The sequence below is a fragment of the Staphylococcus coagulans genome (assembly GCF_002901995.1).
Taxonomy (GTDB): Bacteria; Bacillota; Bacilli; order Staphylococcales; family Staphylococcaceae; genus Staphylococcus; species Staphylococcus coagulans.
In genome coordinates this window covers 30,352-48,492 of sequence record NZ_PPQN01000004.1, presented here as the reverse complement: position 1 = coordinate 48,492, position 18,141 = coordinate 30,352, and the positions used below count along the sequence as shown (strand labels likewise).

Sequence of the window (18,141 nt, the reverse complement as noted above, 5' to 3'; positions counted from 1 at the left end):
ACATTTTGGTTGTTTTTGATTGAAAAATGACTAAAATGTGTCTTTTTTATGCATTGTGTGATTGTTATTGGTTATTTTTGGTTGAAAACGATTGATTTTTGAAAACGGATACACTATAATGAAAGCGAATTGAGGTGGGAAGATGTTAACTGAGAAGAGACATGAAATGATACTCGACGCATTAGCACAACATAACTTTTTGTCATTACAACATCTCGTCGAATACACAGAGTCAAGTGCCTCGACGATTCGAAGGGATTTATCTCGGCTACAAGAAGAGGGCAAGTTAACACGTGTGCATGGTGGTGCCAAATTAATTAATAATCCTAAAGAGCCAGAACTTTATGAAAAAAGAACACAGCATATTGAAGAAAAAGTGGCCATTGCTAAAAAGGCGGCCCAACTCGTTAATGAGGGAGATTGCATTTATCTCGACGCAGGTTCGACGACGTTAGAGATGATTCCTTATCTGAGTGCGAAAGAGATTACCGTTGTGACAAATGGTTTATCTCATGTTGAAGGCTTACTCAAACAAGGCATCCCAACTAAATTGATTGGCGGAGATGTGAAAGGAAATACGTTGGCTGTTGTAGGCGGTCGAGCTGTTGATTTTCTAAAACATTATCGCTTTAACAAGGTGTTTCTTGGTGTGAATGGGATTGATATTGAGGCAGGCTTTACAACACCTGATGAACGAGAAGCGATTGTTAAAGAAACTGCCGTTTCACAGGCGCAACAAGCTTATGTACTCGCAGATACTTCCAAATTCAATGAACAATTTTTAGCGACGATTCATACACAAGAGCGACCCATTATCATCACTTCTGAAAAAGTGAAAAGTATCAATGGTTATACACAATATGATTCACATTTTGAAATTTTAGGAGGGCAATTATGATTTACACAGTGACGTTTAATCCATCCATTGATTATGTCATGTTTGTAGATGATTTTGAAACGGGCGGACTGAACCGTACGACAGACACTGCTAAATTTGCAGGAGGTAAAGGGATTAACGTTTCCCGTGTCTTACAAACATTAGATACGCCGTCCACGGCTCTCGGGTTTGTGGGTGGATTTCCTGGGCAATTTATCGAAAATACATTAAAAACAGCGGGCATTCAAACCGCATTTACCCACGTCAATGAAGATACACGTATAAATATCAAGTTAAAAAGTGGTGACGAGACGGAAATTAATGCTGCAGGTCCTCATATTACTGATACACAAGTCGAAGCGTTATTTGAACAGCTTCGTAAAACAACTGCAGACGATGTAATTATTGTTGCTGGAAGTGTACCGACCTGCTTGCCAGGAAGTATTTATTCCGATATCGCAAAAATCACCCAACAAACAGGAGCACAGTTGGTTGTAGATGCTGAAAAATCATTAATTGAAGGGATATTACCTTATCGCCCACATTTTATTAAGCCGAATCAACATGAACTAGAGCAGATGTTTAATGTCACAATTAAGACTGATCAAGAAGTACTTAAGTATGCACGTCAATTAGTTACAAAAGGCGCACAGGCCGTTATCGTGTCTCTAGGTGGTGCAGGTGCGATTTATGTTGATGAGAAGGAAGCTTATCGGATTCAAGCACCACAAGGTCAAGTGATTAATACAGTCGGTTCAGGTGATAGTACAGTGGCAGGCATGGTTGCAGGCTTAACTCAAAAATTAACGGTTCCAGAGGCATTGAAACTTGCGATTGCTTCGGGCTCTGCAACGGCGTTTAATCATGATCTAGCAGAATATGACAAAATTCAAGAACTGAGAGCACAAGTGACAATCCAACCATTATACGAGGAGGGGTAACATGAGAATTACAGAGTTACTCACTAAAGAAACGATTGCTATGGATCTTTCTGCGACAACAAAAGATACAGCAATTGATGAACTTGCACAGCAATTAAATCAAGCAGGAAAATTAAGCCATCTAGAAGATTTCAAAAAAGCCATCCACGCACGTGAACAACAAAGCTCAACAGGAATTGGTGAAGGGATTGCGATTCCACACGCAAAAGTAGCAGCTGTAAAACAACCTGCGATTGCATTTGGTAAATCAAAAGCAGGGATTGACTATGACAGTTTAGATATGCAACCCGCACATCTCTTCTTTATGATTGCGGCACCTGCTTCAGGGGCACAAACACACTTAGATGCATTAGCGAAACTCTCAGGTATTTTGATGGACGAAAAAGTGAGAGAAGCACTTTTACATGCAGAGACACAGGAAGATGTATTAGCAATTATTAATCGTGCAGACGATGAAGCAACAGATGAAGACAGCGTTGAAGACGCACAACCTATTGTCGATCAAGATCAACCTTATGTATTGGCAGTTACTGCTTGCCCCACAGGTATTGCACACACTTTTATGGCAAGGGATGCATTGAAAAAACAAGCTGAAGAAATGGGCGTTAATATTAAAGTAGAAACAAATGGCGCGGGTGGAATCAAAAACAAACTGACTTCAGAGGATATTGAACGCGCTAACGGAATTATTGTGGCAGCGGATGTGCATGTTGAAACAAACCGTTTTGATGGAAAAAATGTTGTTCAAGTACCCGTTGCTGATGGTATCAAGCGCCCAGAAGCTTTAATCAACAGTGCTTTAGATACATCAAGAAAACCTTTTGTAGCTGCATCTGGACAGCATACTGAAGAAAGTAATGAAAAATTAGGTGTTGGCAAAACAATCTACAAACACTTGATGAACGGGGTTTCTAACATGTTACCACTCGTTATAGCAGGTGGTATTTTAATGGCGATTGTGTTTATGATTCATCCAGACGCATTTGACCCGAATAGTAGTCATTACAATGCTTTTGCAGCAACGTTATGGCAGATTGGGAACAAAAGTGCATTTGCGTTAATTATTCCTATTTTAGCAGGTTATATTGCACGAAGTATTGCTGATAAACCTGGTTTTGCCGCAGGTCTTGTTGGTGGGATGCTCGCTATTTCAGGTGGTTCAGGATTTTTAGGTGGTATTATAGCTGGTTTCTTAGCTGGTTACATCACTGAAGGTATTAAAAAATTAACAAGAAATTTTCCTCAAATGTTAGAAGGTTTAAAACCGACATTGATTTATCCAATATTTTCTGTATTCTTGACAGGGATATTGATGATTTATGTTTTCAATACGCCGGCCGCATGGTTGAATAATGGCTTAGTCAATGGATTAGATCATTTATCAGGCAGTAATATCGTATTACTTGGTGTTGTTATCGGTGCGATGATGGCTATCGATATGGGTGGACCTTTTAATAAAGCTGCATACGTATTTAGTACTGCTGCATTAACAGCGGGTAATACAGCACCAATTTCTGCAGCAATGATCGGCGGTATGGTGCCGCCTATCGCAATCGCGCTTGCAATGCTAATTTTCCGCTCAAAATTTACAAAAGAGCAACGTGGTTCTATTATCCCGAATTTTGTAATGGGTGCAAGCTTTATCACTGAAGGTGCAATTCCGTTTGCTGCAGCTGACCCATTGCGTGTCATTCCTTCAATGATGATTGGTTCAGGCGTAGCGGGTGGACTTGCTCTATTGTTTGGTGCATCTATTAACGCGCCACATGGTGGATTGGTCGTTATTATCGGAACTGATCCAAGTCATGCATTTTTAACAATTGTTGCCATTTTGATTGGTGCCATTGTAAGTGCAGTCATTTACGGATTGTTGAAAAAGGCACCAACAAAACCTACTATTTAAAAAATAAGATGATCCTTAATAGTAAGGTGATGAGATAATTTACAAAAGCCGATAAGAATGGAAAGTAAAGTGATAGATTTAAAGCGTTTTAGATATAAATTTTTTGATAATCATGCCTCCAAGAACGCGCTTGCTTAGGGGGATGAAATCTCAACTTAATTTGGTGTAATTGTAGTAAAAACGTGATAAAGCCAAATTGGATTTTGGGTGCAACACAGAAATTTCATGTGCAACAAAGATTGCGTTGTATTGCCTCCGCAAAGCTGACTAGACTAAGCAAAAGCGACTTGTTCTTAACTATAATAGTGAATGATTATATGCATAAACGAAGGATTTATAACGAGACTCCTGAGGAAACAGGACGAGCCGAAGACTACAGGCTGAGGCTGTCCCCTCGGAAAGCGAAGTCATATAATACGAAGTTTTATCATAAAAATGAAGCGTTCAGACGGTTTTCTATTAAAAATCATCTGAGCGCTATTTATTTTGAAATCTATGTCCCGAACGCTTTGTTGTATGCAGAAATAGATTGTTTTTAAATATTGTGATGAACGAAGAATGGCTGAGTGAAAAAGATGTGCGTGGTTTATAGGAATTCCTACTAAAGTACGATAGTTTCATAGTATTATTTCACTAAAACTTATGGTATGATAAAATTAATATTTTTATGTCTGGAGGTAGCTCAATGGGAAGGATTTAGGCATGAATACGATGTTGTGTCACTTAGGTCATATACACTTATCGCCATCGCTTTCTATTGAGCGATGCAATTAACGGAGGTGAATCCCTATCTATTAGGGAACTAATTGGATAGTACGACCATATTATATTTATTTATATTTTTTGCATTAATTGCCTTAACTACTGTATTTGTCGGTTCAGAATTTGCATTAGTTAAAGTAAGAGCATCACGCATTGAACAGCTAATTGCTGAAGGGAATGGCAATGCGCGTGTTGTAAAAAAAATGATTTCAAATCTTGATTATTATTTATCAGCCTGTCAGCTAGGGATTACAGTGACATCTCTAGGTTTAGGGTGGTTAGGTGAGCCTTTATTTAAGCACTTATTAGAGCCACTGATTGGACTCATTCATATTCCTGATGCGATTGTCACAACCGTATCAATTGTGACTGCATTTATTATCGTGACTTACATTCACGTTGTCATCGGTGAGCTTGCACCTAAAAGTTTAGCAATCCAACATACAGATCGCATTGCATTATTATATGCGAGACCTTTATATTACTTCGGTTTTGTGATGAAACCGTTAATATGGTTAATGAATGGTTCTGCGCGTTTAATTATTAGAATGTTTGGCGCTGATCCAAATGCTGGTAATGAGGCGATGTCTGAAGAAGAATTGAAAATCATTATGAACAACAGTTATCATGGTGGTGAAATCAACCAAACTGAACTTGCGTATATGCAAAATATTTTTTCATTCGATGAGCGTCATGCCAAAGATATTATGGTACCACGTACGCAAATGATCACATTGAACGAACCTTTCAATGTAGATGAGTTATTAGAAACAATTAAAGAATATCAGTTCACACGTTATCCGATTACTGAAGATGGTGATAAAGACCATATTAAAGGATTTATCAACGTAAAAGAATTTCTGACAGAATATGCATCGGGTGTACCAATTAAAATTGCCAACTATATTCATGAATTACCAATGATTTCAGAATCAACACGGATTAGCGATGCGCTTGTTCGAATGCAACGTGAACATGTGCATATCAGCTTAATTATTGATGAATATGGCGGTACAGCTGGGATATTGACGATGGAAGATATTCTTGAAGAGATCGTTGGTGAAATTCGTGATGAATTTGACGATGATGAAATCAATGATATTGTCGAGCTTGATCAACAAACGTATCAAATCAACGGTCGTGTACTACTAAGCGATTTAGAAGAAAAGTTTGGTATTTACTTTGAAGACTCAGAAGATATTGATACGATTGGGGGCTGGCTTCAAGCTCAAAATACAGACTTAGAACAAGATGATTACGTCGATACAACTTATGATCGTTGGGTGATTTCAGAAATCGAAAATCACCAGATAATTCATGTATTGTTGCGCTATGAATACAACTCAGAACGTTCTCGACAGCGTGATGAAGATGATTATGAACTTCAAGAAGAAGCATAAAAAAAGTATCCTAATACGGAAAAGTGAATGATTTTAATGAGGAGTGTCCATAACAGAGAGATGTGTGGACAACTCCTCTCTTTTTTGGATTTTATATTCGATGCTATCATTTGCAGTTAATAGTTAATATTGGGTTGTCATGTAAAAATGGATTAACAGGACTGAGCCATATAATAGCAATCACAGATTGGGAAGAGGTTTTGAGATTAAAATCGAATAATCATATGCTATCCTTTAGAGGTAGGAATAGCGCCTTGCGTGAGCGCGCGCTTTTCTAATGAACGTTACTTTTATGTAGGAAATGGGTAGAAACAAAAGGACGAGATATAGAAAAAGTAGATAGAGTAGGTGCACAAATAATGAAATTACGTGTGATTGTCCCATGTTATAACGAGAAAGATGTACTACATCAAACCATACAACAATTGGTAGAAATATTAGAAAAAGACAGTGTTGCACAAGTGTATGAGTATGATTTATTGTTTATTGATGACGGGAGTCACGATAATACGATTACAATACTTCAAGAGGCAGCCAATGAAACGCAACATCTCAAATATATCTCATTTAGTCGAAATTTTGGTAAAGAAGCAGCAATGTTTGCAGGATTTGAACATAGTGTAGATTGTGATGCGGTTGTGATGATTGATGCAGACTTACAACATCCTCCAGAACTTATACCTGATATGGTAAAAGCATACCGGGAAGGCTATGACCAAATTATCGCAAAGCGTAATCGCGAAGGTGAACACGCTTCTCGGAAATGGATGACGCGCTGTTACTACAAAATAATCAACTATTTCATTGAAGATATTGAATTAGAAGATGGCATTGGTGACTTTAGACTTTTAAGCCAACGCGCGGTGCGTTCGTTAGTAAGTTTAGAAGAGTATAATCGTTTTTCTAAAGGCTTATTTTCATGGATTGGTTACCGTAGTAAAGTGATTCAATATGAAAATGTTGAGCGGGAAGCAGGACAATCAAAATGGTCTATAAAAAGTTTATTCAATTATGCTATAGATGGATTGATTTCATTTAATTATAAGCCACTACGTACAATGATTTACTTGGGATTGTTCATTTTTTTAATGAGTATGGTTTATATTATTTACTTATTTGTTGATACACTTATCCATGGTGTTGATGTACCCGGCTATTTTACGTTAATTGCGGCGATATTATTTATTGGTGGCATTCAACTCGTCTCTATTGGCGTGATGGGTGAGTATATCGGGCGGATATATTATGAGGTAAAGCGACGACCGCAATACATTGTGCAAGCCTCTAATGTAGAAACACCAAAGTTTGATAAAAAGTAACAAGTATAAATTTTATTTTTAATCTTCATAGGGGCGACTGTTTTTTTGTGGAGCGTAGGATGACGAAATCAAAACGATTTCTCTCCTACGCTTTTTTATTTCAAAATAATAATGAACTTGCTTTAAAGAGGAGCAAAGTGCAAGTTGTATAGCTTAGAATAGATTTAAAACGATGCATGAGCCACGTCGTACACAACTAATACGAAAATACGCGCAAATGATATTGAAAATGACCGGTTTTGTCGTAAGACCATTGTGTGTCTCAACCACATCATTTTAATTTTAAGATTTTTGAATAAATTTTAGCGCACAATAAACTCAACACAAAGTAAAGTAAGAAAAAAACGATTAGGTGAGGTATAGAAAGTGAATGTTCTTTTAAATTCATAATAGAGCCATTTGTCTCATAGGAATAATGACAGGCAAAGATTTGAAAGTGAGAATTATTTAATATGGTATTTGCAGAAATAACATAATATGCAACATTAAAAACACTCATTGTTAATAATGTCAATAAATTATAAGATTGTTTACTTATAAATAAAGAGAGAATATTAATCAAAACAGGAACTAAAATAATCGTAAATGCTATAATCATTAAACCAATATTAAACTTTAATATGAACATTAAAATTGAAAATAATATATTTAAAAAGAGTGCAAATAGTGCGGCTTTGTAATTCATTTTCATTAATCATCTCCCATATAATCATTATCTATTTGATAGAGACAAATCATCAAACACTGTATAAAATGTAAAGTTTAGATTGTATAAGTTGAGTTAAAAGATTCAAAATGATAGTTATAAAAAGGCCAAAACCTCACTATGAAGAGAGGCATGCCTTTAAAAGTATTATATGTAAACTAATTTTAAAAAGCAATATTATAGATAAATGAATATTAGCGAGTAAAATACATTTGTTTTATATTTAAAGTTTAAAAATTATACAATGAAAAAGAAGTTTTTTGTGGATATAATCGTGGGGGATGAAAAATGTTGTGTAGCGGTTAGCAAAGCGCATTAACGATGCGTTATGAAAGCGCGATACTTTGTTGGTCGTTTTTATACATAAAAAAATACATGAGCCAAAGCCCATGTATTTCAATATCATTTTAAATTTATTTTTTACCACGCATTTTACCTAAAACAAGTGATACAATTGCGATAACAAGAATTGCACCGATTAATGCTGGTAAAATATAAACGCCGCCTAATGATGGGCCCCAATGACCGAATAGCCAGCTACCAATCGCAGAACCGACTAAACCAGCGATAATGTTACCAATAATACCACCTGGGATATCTTTACCTAAAATTGCTCCAGCAGCCCAACCGATAAGACCACCGACGATTAACATAATTATAAAACCCATAGTGTATGCCTCCTTTTTTTCTATACCATAAGGTTCTATAAGTAAATACCACGTTTGTTGATGGTTTAATCATTTTTGGGTAAAATAAATATTTTTTCAATCGTTAATGTTGCCCAAAAGCCGACGTATACAATTACAAAAAGGTACCAAAAAGGCGTAAGGCTGACCATTGTAATCATTGATAAGAGAATCAAAGTGCCACCCATCCAAATCGGATGTTTTATTTTCAAAACTTGATAAAATTTTGAAAAACACGGTGAGTTTAACGTGGTTGAAAATTGTAATATCCCACCAAATAGGAAGATGGCAGGGGCTAAATACGGTACAGACATATAAATTGATACTTCAGATGTCCGTGCCAAAATGACAAATAAAATACTAATCATAATGGTTAAAACACCAATAAAGAATTTTTGATGTCTAATTTTAAATGTATGATGCGTGTAATCTAAATGATATTGTAAGATCAACCATGTTAAATACATTAACATCGTGGCGAGTGTGATAAAATTAAGCTTATTCAATAAGATTGGGTTCACGAAACTACTTAACGTGAGTGATAGAATTACCGAACTGAGTCGAATATATCGATAGTGATGTCGATGTAAATCAACTAATAATGTCCCAATCACGATAATAATGTTTAAGATGACAAATAAGGCCATTATGTTCTCCTAACTATTCGCAATTCATTTTTCCATTATATCAATCTCATCTCTTATTGGCATTTAATAACACTTTAAATCTTTATAAAATTTAATAGATGAAGGAAAATCGTCATACAGACAGTTCTCCTTCATCTATTTATTCCCATCATTGTGGAAGTGTAAAATGGGCGATTGGATGGCTTGAGTTAAACGCCTTTTTTATTACTCCAAACTAATGTATGCAATTGTGGCAACACGTATACTTCATTCATTTCTGCATCTTCAGTGACACGATCAATCAGTTGTTCATAACGTTCAAGTAATTTTTGGGTATGGTGTTTGACATAATCTTCAAGATAAGGATTTCCAACTTGTAAATAAAAAGGCAGATGAGGATAGCGATGATGAATCATTTTAGCGAATTGGTAATCCACATCATCAAACACAACAACCTTTAAATTAATCTGTGACACGTCACATTGCGCAATCACATGATCTAGTCGTTCCAAATCTTGTTTCATACCCGAACTTGGTGGTTTCGGTGAAATCGTTAAATCATCAATTTGACGCATCCAAGGTTGGAAATGGCTTCCTTGTGTTTCAAGTGCGGTATGGACGCCGTGAGATTGACAAACATCGACTAATGCTTGTATTCCTTTGATGAGTGCAGGATTTCCACCTGAAATCGTGACATGATTAAAGCGATCGCCACCAATCGCTTTAAGTTGGTCGAAAATGACTTCAGCGGACATCATTTGGATTTCATCTTTCATGCTGCCATCCCAAGTGAATTTGGAATCACACCAACTACAACGAAAATCACATCCAGCTGTGCGCACAAACATTGTCTTTCTACCGATAACACGACCTTCACCTTGGATTGTAGGACCAAAAATTTCGAGTACAGGTATTTTAGCCATGATTTGGCTCCTGTTTTTTCGGTCGATAGACGACATAGCTTGTAGGTGTTTCGCGTAAAAAGATTTGAAGACATTTTGGCGCATGTGGTAAATCTTTTAAATGTTCAGCCACAATTTCGTAAATCGTTTGCGCTACGATTTCAGTAGAGGGGCTTTTGCCTTGGAAATGTGTTAAATCATTCAATAAATAATGATCAAATTTATCATGGATAAGACTTTTAAGCTCACTAAAGTTAATGAGGAAACCAAGTTCATCTAAGGCATCGCCTGCTATCGTAATATTTACAAAATACGTATGCCCATGAACGCGCATGCATTTACCTGCACGTTCATCAGGGATAAAATGTGCAGCTGAAAAGTTAAAGTCTTTATTGAGTTCGTACGTATAATCATGATTTACAGATGGATAAATTTGTTGCATCATGATTTTTCACTTCCTTTCTCAGCAAGATATTGTTCGAGACCGCGTTGACGTAAGCGACAAGCTGGGCATTCGCCACAACCTTCTGCGATGATGCCGTTGTAGCAAGTAAGTGTACGATAACGCACATAATCAAGTACACCTAATTCATCACTCAATGCCCATGTTTCTTTTTTATCTAACCACATTAATGGTGTATGAATAACAAAGTCGCGTTCCATCGATAAGTTGAGTGTGACATTCATTGATTTAATAAAGACATCACGGCAATCTGGGTAACCTGAGAAATCTGTTTCACAGACACCTGTAATAATGTGTTTCGCACCAATTTGATAGGCGAGTGCACCGGCAAAAGAGAGGAAAAGTAAGTTTCGCGCAGGGACAAAAGTGTTAGGTATTTGTTCATTGGTCTTTATTTGCATGTCATGCGATGTCAGCGCATTGGGTGTAAGTTGAGATAATAAACTCATATCAAGAATATGATGTTTAAGCCCTTGATCCTCTGCGATTGCTTTTGCAACTTCTATTTCTTTCGCATGACGTTGACCGTATTCAAAAGTAACCAACTCCACCTCTTTGAAATGTTTTTTCGCATAAAAGAGACAGGTTGTACTATCTTGGCCACCGCTAAATACAACGACTGCTTTTTCATCATTGAGCACCTTAGACATAATTGTTTCGCTCCTTATTTTATGTAGAGATCCTAAAATAAGACATAAAAAAAGCCGTCTCTATAAAAAGGTAGACGGAAGGTGTCTAGTTTTTTATAGAGGGTTAGAAGCTAGGAACCTCTTTAATTCAATTACGTTCCATACTGTAATACATTTAGGCACAGAAATCAAGTCATCCTAATATTTTGAAATGATATTAGCTAGAACTTTGTCAATTATGCGCACATTTGTGATAATAGAATTATTAAATAAAAATGAGGCAAAAAAATGATAGTCATGATAGATAATAAAGATTCATTTACGTATAATATTGTTGATTATTTAGAGGTGGAGAGTCAGCAAACAGTAAAAGTCATTGATGTCGATGAGGTATCTCTTCCTATGTTGGAGCAGTTAAAACCGAGTGCCATTGTGATTTCTCCAGGGCCTGGTGCACCAGTAGATTATCCAATATTGTTTGACGTGATACGCACATTTGAGAAAGAAGTTCCAATTTTAGGCATCTGTTTAGGATTTCAACTTATCGTGACGTATTATGGCGGAAAGATTATTCACGCCCCACGTCCAGTCCACGGTCATACGACACGTTTGCATCATGACGGGTCAACGTTGTTTCATGCGTTGCCTAAATCTTTCAACGTGATGCGTTACCATTCATTAATGGCTAATCCTAACACAATCCATACGCCTTTAGTCGTTTCAGCGTTGAATGAAGATGCCATTGTGATGGCTGTGCGCCATATACAGTGGCCCATTTACGGTTTACAGTATCATCCGGAGTCCATTTTGTCAGAGTACGGACATGAACAAATGAGAAATTTTTTAAGAAAAGCAGGGATCATCGATGGTTGTGAAGTTTAATTATAAATATTATAGCGACGCAGATACAACGACATCTTATCGATATCGTTTTGAGCATCCCATTGAGAAAAGGATTGCTTATGAAATTGAAGAAGTTGGCTCCTTAGTTGATGAAGCTGAAGCCTACCAACGAGAAGGCTATTATGTCGCACTTTATTTGCCTTATGAGGCAGCGCCTTATTTCCAACGTGACTTCATCACACATACACCAGAGCACCATATTTATGCAGCCTATTATGTGTTTGATGCACCAGTGAACGCTGTTGAAGAGGGAGAAGGGCCTGAGAAGGCGGGCGGACGTTTTCATTTCGTGACACAGCCCGAAACCATCAAGCAGCACATTCGTAAAATTCAAGATGAAATCACTGCTGGGTGGACATACCAAGTCAACTATACGACGCGCCTTAAAAGCTTTGATGCGTTGTCGATTTCAGCTTTGTACCAACGCTTTACTCAGAGCGCGAATGGGGACTATACCGTATTAATAGATACTGAAGAAATTAAAGTAGCATCTATTTCACCAGAATTATTTTTTCAGTTAGGAGATTTCGAAACAAATTCTCGTACAGTGGTGAGTAAACCGATGAAAGGGACGATGCCTCGAGGGCTTACGGTTGAAGATGATCAAGCTAATGAACAAGCGTTAAGATTTTCGTCAAAAGATAGAGCCGAAAATGTAATGATCGTTGATTTATTAAGAAATGATATTGCTCGTGTAGCGAAAAAAGGGACTGTTCAAGTGAAACATCCATTTGCGATTGAACGTTATCAGACTGTTTTTCAAATGACAACGATGGTCACAGGGGAAATTTCAGATGACACAACTTATCAAGATTTACTACGCGCTTTATTTCCTTGTGGTTCGATTACCGGGGCACCTAAAATCAATACGATGCGTATCATTCATGAACTTGAAGCGACACCCCGTCATATTTATTGTGGTTCGGTAGGATTACTTCATCCGAATGGACGCGCGATTTTCAACGTACCCATTCGGACGATCGAACGGATCAATGAAGTTTTTTATTACGGTGTAGGTGCAGGCATTACAATTGATTCTGATCCCGACAAAGAATATGAAGAATTTTGTACGAAAACTAAAATATTAGAGGGGTAGTTATGAAATTATTTGAAACGATGCGGCTTGAAGCGGGGCAGATTTCTCGCCTTCAATATCATTATAAAAGAATAAAAAGTGCAAGCCAGTCATTAAACATCCCCTTTGATTTTGAACGATGGCAACACAATTTGAAGCATGTTCAAAATCAATATCCCAGTGGACTGTATCGGGTCAAGTTGATTGTGCATCAATCTGGGGAGATGCAAGTTGAAGTCGGTGCGCTTGGTGAAATTAAAAAGATGACCTCGCAGTTGATGCCATCAAAAAATCAAGTGCCTACGTGGCAAAGAATCTACAAAACGTCTGAACGTGATTATTTGGCACATGATCATACGACACAGTTAGCACTTTTTTATGATGCGGATGGAAAAATTTTAGAATTCGATATAGGGAATGTTGTCGTCGTGATTAACGGGCAATCTATCACGCCCAATTACGCCCACGATTTTTTACAAGGGTGCATGCGTCAAATGCTACTAGAGCAACATAAAATCATAGAGCAGTACTTTACCGTGGATGACTTGTTAGAAATGTTACAACAAGGTGGCCAGTTGTGGATGATTAATAGTTTACGTGAATGGGTCCCTATTTCACTTGAACTAAAGAATTAGGTGATTTTATGATGGTGGTGCATTTATTAGGATTTATGATTGTACTCTGGCTTGGCCAATGGATAGGGAATCAACTTGTTTTTCGTCAAAAGCGTATTTGGGCCTATGTATGGATGATATGTGTGCTCATAATTCAAGGGGGAATCATATACGGGTTGATAAGTGAATTGGCCCCCCGTGCCATTGAGGTTTTAAGCTTATTTTATGATAATTAATAGAGGTGGAAAAATGAAAGTATATAGTCAAGGGGATCAAGCGATAGTGGTCTCTTTAAAAGGGGCTGTCACGCCAACAGCGACACAAAGGTTACTGATGATTCGTAATTATTTAGTCGCTCAAAATTATCCATATATTACTGAAATTGTCCCAACGGAGACGGATATGCTCATTTCTTATGATGCATATATGATGATGAGACATTTAAAAATAGCGTCTCCTTTTTTACATATGAAATCGCTTATTGAACATATTGATATCAGTGATGCTGTTTTTGAAAAACAACAGCGCTGTATTAAAGTGCCAGTGGAATATGGAGGCATACACGGTTTGCATTTTGACAAAATCTTAGCGGAGTTGAATATGGATGCACAAACTTTTATTCAACTACACACGGAATCAGACTATTTCGTATCAATGATGGGTTATTCGCCAGCCTTTCCTTATTTAACGGGCGTTGATCCTCGCATTATAGTCAACCATATGGCGAATGAGCCACGCGTGATTCCTGCGGGTTCTATTATTATGGAAAATAATAAATGTGGTATTACAACTACCGAAACGTATGGCGATTGGTTAGTGATTGGGCGTACGCCATTACAATTGTTTCAACCCAATAAAAAAGATTTTGCAAGAATTTCGTTAGGAGACCAAGTGAAGTTTACAGTTGTATCGCAAGGAGGGGATGTATAATGGCCATTATCATAGAAGATAGTGGGTTGTTTTCGAGTTTTCAAGATTTTGGAAGACAAGGCTATGAACATATGGGTGTCATTCGAAGTGGGGCACTCGATGTGCTTGCTCATGAAATTGCGAATCGACTCGTTGGTAACGATCGGAATGAAGCAACGTTAGAAATGACACATAAAATGGCTAAAATTCGATTCACGGAGCCGACATTAATTGCTTTCTCAGGTGCACAAGTTTTAGCACATACAGACGAAATGCAAGTTCAAGTTAATAAACTGTATTTATTGAACAAAGGCGATGTGCTTTCTTTTGATCATTTACATCGAGGTGCACGTGTATATCTTGCGATTGCAGGTGGCTTTGAACTGGATGAATGGCTGAATTCGACTTCAACTGACATGATTTCAGGAATAGGTGGGTTTCAAGGTCGTCGTTTAAGAGATGGCGATACCGTCAACATGAAGCGTGATTATAACGAAAGGCATCATCAATTGTTTAAAAAATTGGAGGATCGAAAGACTGTGTCATGGGGTGTTGATGGTTATGCGCTCTCTTTTAATTATTTATCTGATGTTGTGCATGTCATCCCGAACAAAGGTACAGAAGACTTTGAAGAACCTATTCTCAAACGCTTTATCCAAAGTGAATACCAAATTTCGAGCAAGGCCAATCGTATGGGAATGATATTAGAAGGACCATCCATTAAAGCCTTTTACAAAGATATGCCCCCACATCGGTCAGTCAAACGAGGTACCATTCAAGTTAAGAAAGAAGGCGCACCAATTGTATTGCTTAATGATCATTATACGTTAGGCAGTTACCCACAAATCGGGACAATCGCTTCTTATCATCTATCTAAAATTGCACAAAAAAGTCAAAGTTCAAAAATTAAATTTCAGTTTATTGATGTGTTACAAGCTGAACAAAATTTAGTGAAGTATCATCAGTGGCGGAAGCAATTATTCCAAGGAATAGAGTTTAGAATGCAAAGCGAGTTGTTAAAATAAGCGTTTAAATGAGTTAAATATGGAAGATGTAGAAATACAACTATGGGCCGAGTCATTTAAAGCGTGATTTCTGTATAATCATATACGTTCTGATTGTGAACCTAGTATATTACAATTTTACATTGCATATCGTTGCATCAATTTAAAACAGTGTTTTTTAATATTGAGCTAATATAAAGTCAATATAAACCCGAAATGAAAGCCATTTTAATCTCACTCAAACAAACGGCTTTCGCTTGAATTTTTGTCTTAATGGGTATATATTGTTATATTGAACTTAATCATGTATATTACAAGAATATTACATATTAATAAAGCTTTTAGTGGAGAATTTTACAAATTTAGAGAAATTGTTAAACGATTGAATTTTAATCAACAGATAAAACGACGGGGGAACAAATATGATAAAAGGAAAAAAAAGAATAGGTATATTTACGTTTTTCCTACTGACGGTTTTAACCATCGCATTAAAAACGTATTTTGCTTATTATGTTGACTTGTCACTTGGTGTTAAAGGGTTAACACAAAACTTAATTTTGCTCATGAACCCATATAGCTTAGTTGCATTGCTATTGAGTGTGTTCTTATTTTTTAAAGGTAGAAAAGCCTATTGGTTTATATTTACAGGAGGTTTCTTATTAACTTTCTTACTTTATGCCAATGTCGTCTATTTCCGATTTTTCTCAGACTTCATTACTTTTAGTACATTGAACCAAGTTAGCAATGTGGACTCAATGGGCGGTGCTGTTGGGGCATCATTCCAATGGTATGACTTTGTTTATTTTATTGATACATTTGTGTACTTATTCATTCTTATTTTTAAACAAAAATGGTTAAGTAAAAATGTATTCCATAAAAAATTCGTGCCAGTTGTGATGGCAACAGCGATTGCTTTATTTTTCTTGAATTTAGCATTTGCAGAAACAGATCGACCAGAGTTGTTAACACGTACATTCGACCATAAATATTTAGTCAAATATTTAGGACCTTATAACTTTACGGTTTACGATGGCGTGAAAACAGTTCAAAACAATCAACAAAAAGCATTAGCTTCTGAAGATGATTTAACAAAAGTGTTGAATTACTCTAAGCAAAAAAATGTTGAACCCAACATGCAGTATTATGGTAAAGCTAAAGGTAAAAACGTCATTAAAATCCACTTAGAAAGTTTCCAAACCTTTTTAATTAATAAAAAGATTCATGGACAAGAAGTTACACCATTTTTGAACAAACTTTCTTCTGGTAATAATGACTTTAGATACTATCCGCATTTTTATCACCAAACAGGTCAAGGTAAAACATCGGATGCTGAGTTTACTATGGACAACAGTCTTTATGGTTTACCACAAGGTTCAGCTTTCTCTTTAAAAGGAGATAACACATTCCAATCATTACCAGCTATCTTACATCAAAAAGAGGGCTATACAACGAATGTTATGCATGGTGACTACAAAACGTTTTGGAATAGAGATCAAGTATATCGTCATTTTGGTATTGATAAGTTTTATGATGCGACATATTTTGATATGTCACCAGAAAATCTTGAAAACTTAGGTTTAAAAGATAAAGTCTTCTTCAAAGAGGCAGCATCATACTTAGATAAAGAAAAACAACCTTTCTATTCTCATTTAATTACGTTAACGAACCATTATCCATTTACGTTAAGCGATAAAGATGCATCGATTCCGAAAGGGGATACAGGTAACCCAACCGTCGACGGTTATATTCAAACTGCACGTTACCTAGATGAATCTTTAGAAGCATTTATTAACGATTTGAAAAAACGTGGTTTATATGATAACTCTGTGATTATGATTTATGGTGACCATTATGGTATTTCTGAAAATCATAATAAAGCGATGTCTCAATTGTTAGGTGAACCGATTACACCAGCGAAGTTTAATGATTTAAATGCGACTGGTTTTTGGTTAAAAGCACCTGGTGTTGAACCAAAAGTGGATGAAACATATGCAGGCCAAATTGATGTGATGCCTACATTACTTCACTTAATGGGCATTGATACGAAAAACTATTTAATGCTTGGTACGGATATGTTGTCTAAAGACCATAAACAAGTGGTACCATTCCGTAACGGTGATTTTGTAACAAAAGACTATAAGTATGTAAATGGTAAGGTATACAGCAATAAAGACAATCATCCAGTAGAAAAACAACCTGCTGATTTAGAGAAAAATAAAAAGCAAGTTGAAAATGACTTAGAAGTCAGCGATAAAATTTTAAATGGCGATTTATTCCGTTTCTATAAAAATCCAGACTTCAACAGAGTGGATCCATCTAAATATAAATATCCACAAGGTCCAAAAGCAGACATTAAGTAATAATTTCAGTTTGTATAAGGCTATTGTTATCAAATAATGACATTGTGTTTAAGCGTCAATGT

Annotated in this window: 17 protein-coding genes; 11 read left to right on the top strand and 6 right to left on the bottom strand. The window is 36.5% G+C overall.

From position 1 onward, the window contains the following. Positions 1-142 precede the first annotated feature (142 nt). The 5 genes from CD118_RS00960 to CD118_RS00940 all read left to right on the top strand — a co-directional run bounded on the left by CD118_RS00960 (position 143) and on the right by CD118_RS00940 (position 7,202). On the top strand, positions 143-898 hold the full coding sequence (locus tag CD118_RS00960) for a DeoR/GlpR family DNA-binding transcription regulator (RefSeq protein WP_050331640.1): 756 nt from the start codon (positions 143-145) through the stop codon (positions 896-898). Further along, complete coding sequence (pfkB, locus tag CD118_RS00955; RefSeq protein WP_060830295.1) at positions 895-1,818, top strand: 1-phosphofructokinase; 924 nt, start codon at positions 895-897, stop codon at positions 1,816-1,818. The genes CD118_RS00960 and pfkB overlap by 4 nt, the downstream gene beginning before the upstream one ends. Before the next feature lies 1 nt (position 1,819). Further along, the gene (locus CD118_RS00950; protein ID WP_060830294.1) at positions 1,820-3,721 is read left to right on the top strand and encodes a PTS fructose transporter subunit IIABC; all 1,902 of its coding nucleotides are present in this window, start codon (positions 1,820-1,822) and stop codon (positions 3,719-3,721) included. Positions 3,722-4,527: 806 nt separating this feature from the next. Then, positions 4,528-5,883, top strand: coding sequence for a hemolysin family protein (locus tag CD118_RS00945; protein WP_060830292.1), 1,356 nt, complete (start codon positions 4,528-4,530; stop codon positions 5,881-5,883). Between the two features lie 359 nt (positions 5,884-6,242). Next, entirely contained in the window at positions 6,243-7,202 is a 960-nt protein-coding gene (locus tag CD118_RS00940; protein WP_060830291.1) for a glycosyltransferase family 2 protein, read from the top strand. A gap of 271 nt (positions 7,203-7,473) precedes the next feature. Here CD118_RS00940 and CD118_RS00935 read toward each other — a convergent pair whose 3' ends face one another. From CD118_RS00935 to queC, 6 genes are all read right to left on the bottom strand, one after another. Next, a complete protein-coding gene (locus CD118_RS00935; protein ID WP_060830290.1) occupies positions 7,474-7,893 on the bottom strand; it encodes an Msa family membrane protein in 420 nt (139 codons plus the stop codon). A gap of 428 nt (positions 7,894-8,321) precedes the next feature. Next, entirely contained in the window at positions 8,322-8,576 is a 255-nt protein-coding gene (locus CD118_RS00930; protein WP_016424461.1) for a GlsB/YeaQ/YmgE family stress response membrane protein, read from the bottom strand. 65 nt (positions 8,577-8,641) lie between these two features. Further along, positions 8,642-9,241, bottom strand: a complete 600-nt coding sequence (locus CD118_RS00925; protein ID WP_060830289.1) for a hypothetical protein — start codon at positions 9,239-9,241, stop codon at positions 8,642-8,644. Between the two features lie 188 nt (positions 9,242-9,429). Further along, the gene (gene queE, locus CD118_RS00920; RefSeq protein WP_103356098.1) at positions 9,430-10,143 is read right to left on the bottom strand and encodes a 7-carboxy-7-deazaguanine synthase QueE; all 714 of its coding nucleotides are present in this window, start codon (positions 10,141-10,143) and stop codon (positions 9,430-9,432) included. Continuing rightward, entirely contained in the window at positions 10,136-10,567 is a 432-nt protein-coding gene (gene queD / locus CD118_RS00915; protein WP_050331632.1) for a 6-carboxytetrahydropterin synthase QueD, read from the bottom strand. The genes queE and queD overlap by 8 nt, the downstream gene beginning before the upstream one ends. Continuing rightward, complete coding sequence (queC, locus tag CD118_RS00910) at positions 10,564-11,235, bottom strand: 7-cyano-7-deazaguanine synthase QueC (protein WP_103356097.1); 672 nt, start codon at positions 11,233-11,235, stop codon at positions 10,564-10,566. The genes queD and queC overlap by 4 nt, the downstream gene beginning before the upstream one ends. Positions 11,236-11,502: 267 nt before the next feature. Between queC and CD118_RS00905 the strand changes: the two genes are divergently transcribed. From CD118_RS00905 to ltaS, 6 genes are all read left to right on the top strand, one after another. Continuing rightward, positions 11,503-12,096, top strand: coding sequence for an anthranilate synthase component II (locus CD118_RS00905; RefSeq protein WP_103356096.1), 594 nt, complete (start codon positions 11,503-11,505; stop codon positions 12,094-12,096). Further along, a complete protein-coding gene (locus tag CD118_RS00900; protein WP_060830286.1) occupies positions 12,080-13,213 on the top strand; it encodes a chorismate-binding protein in 1,134 nt (377 codons plus the stop codon). Before CD118_RS00905 ends, CD118_RS00900 begins: the two co-directional genes overlap by 17 nt. A 2-nt stretch (positions 13,214-13,215) precedes the next feature. Further along, positions 13,216-13,827 (top strand): aminotransferase class IV, encoded by a 612-nt coding sequence (locus tag CD118_RS00895; protein WP_050331628.1) that lies wholly within the window; start codon positions 13,216-13,218, stop codon positions 13,825-13,827. 228 nt (positions 13,828-14,055) lie between these two features. Next, positions 14,056-14,736 (top strand): carboxyltransferase domain-containing protein, encoded by a 681-nt coding sequence (locus CD118_RS00885; protein ID WP_050345977.1) that lies wholly within the window; start codon positions 14,056-14,058, stop codon positions 14,734-14,736. After that, entirely contained in the window at positions 14,736-15,740 is a 1,005-nt protein-coding gene (locus CD118_RS00880) for a 5-oxoprolinase subunit C family protein (protein WP_050345975.1), read from the top strand. The genes CD118_RS00885 and CD118_RS00880 overlap by 1 nt, the downstream gene beginning before the upstream one ends. Before the next feature lie 401 nt (positions 15,741-16,141). After that, positions 16,142-18,079, top strand: a complete 1,938-nt coding sequence (gene ltaS / locus CD118_RS00875) for a polyglycerol-phosphate lipoteichoic acid synthase LtaS (RefSeq protein ID WP_050331624.1) — start codon at positions 16,142-16,144, stop codon at positions 18,077-18,079. Positions 18,080-18,141 lie beyond the last annotated feature (62 nt).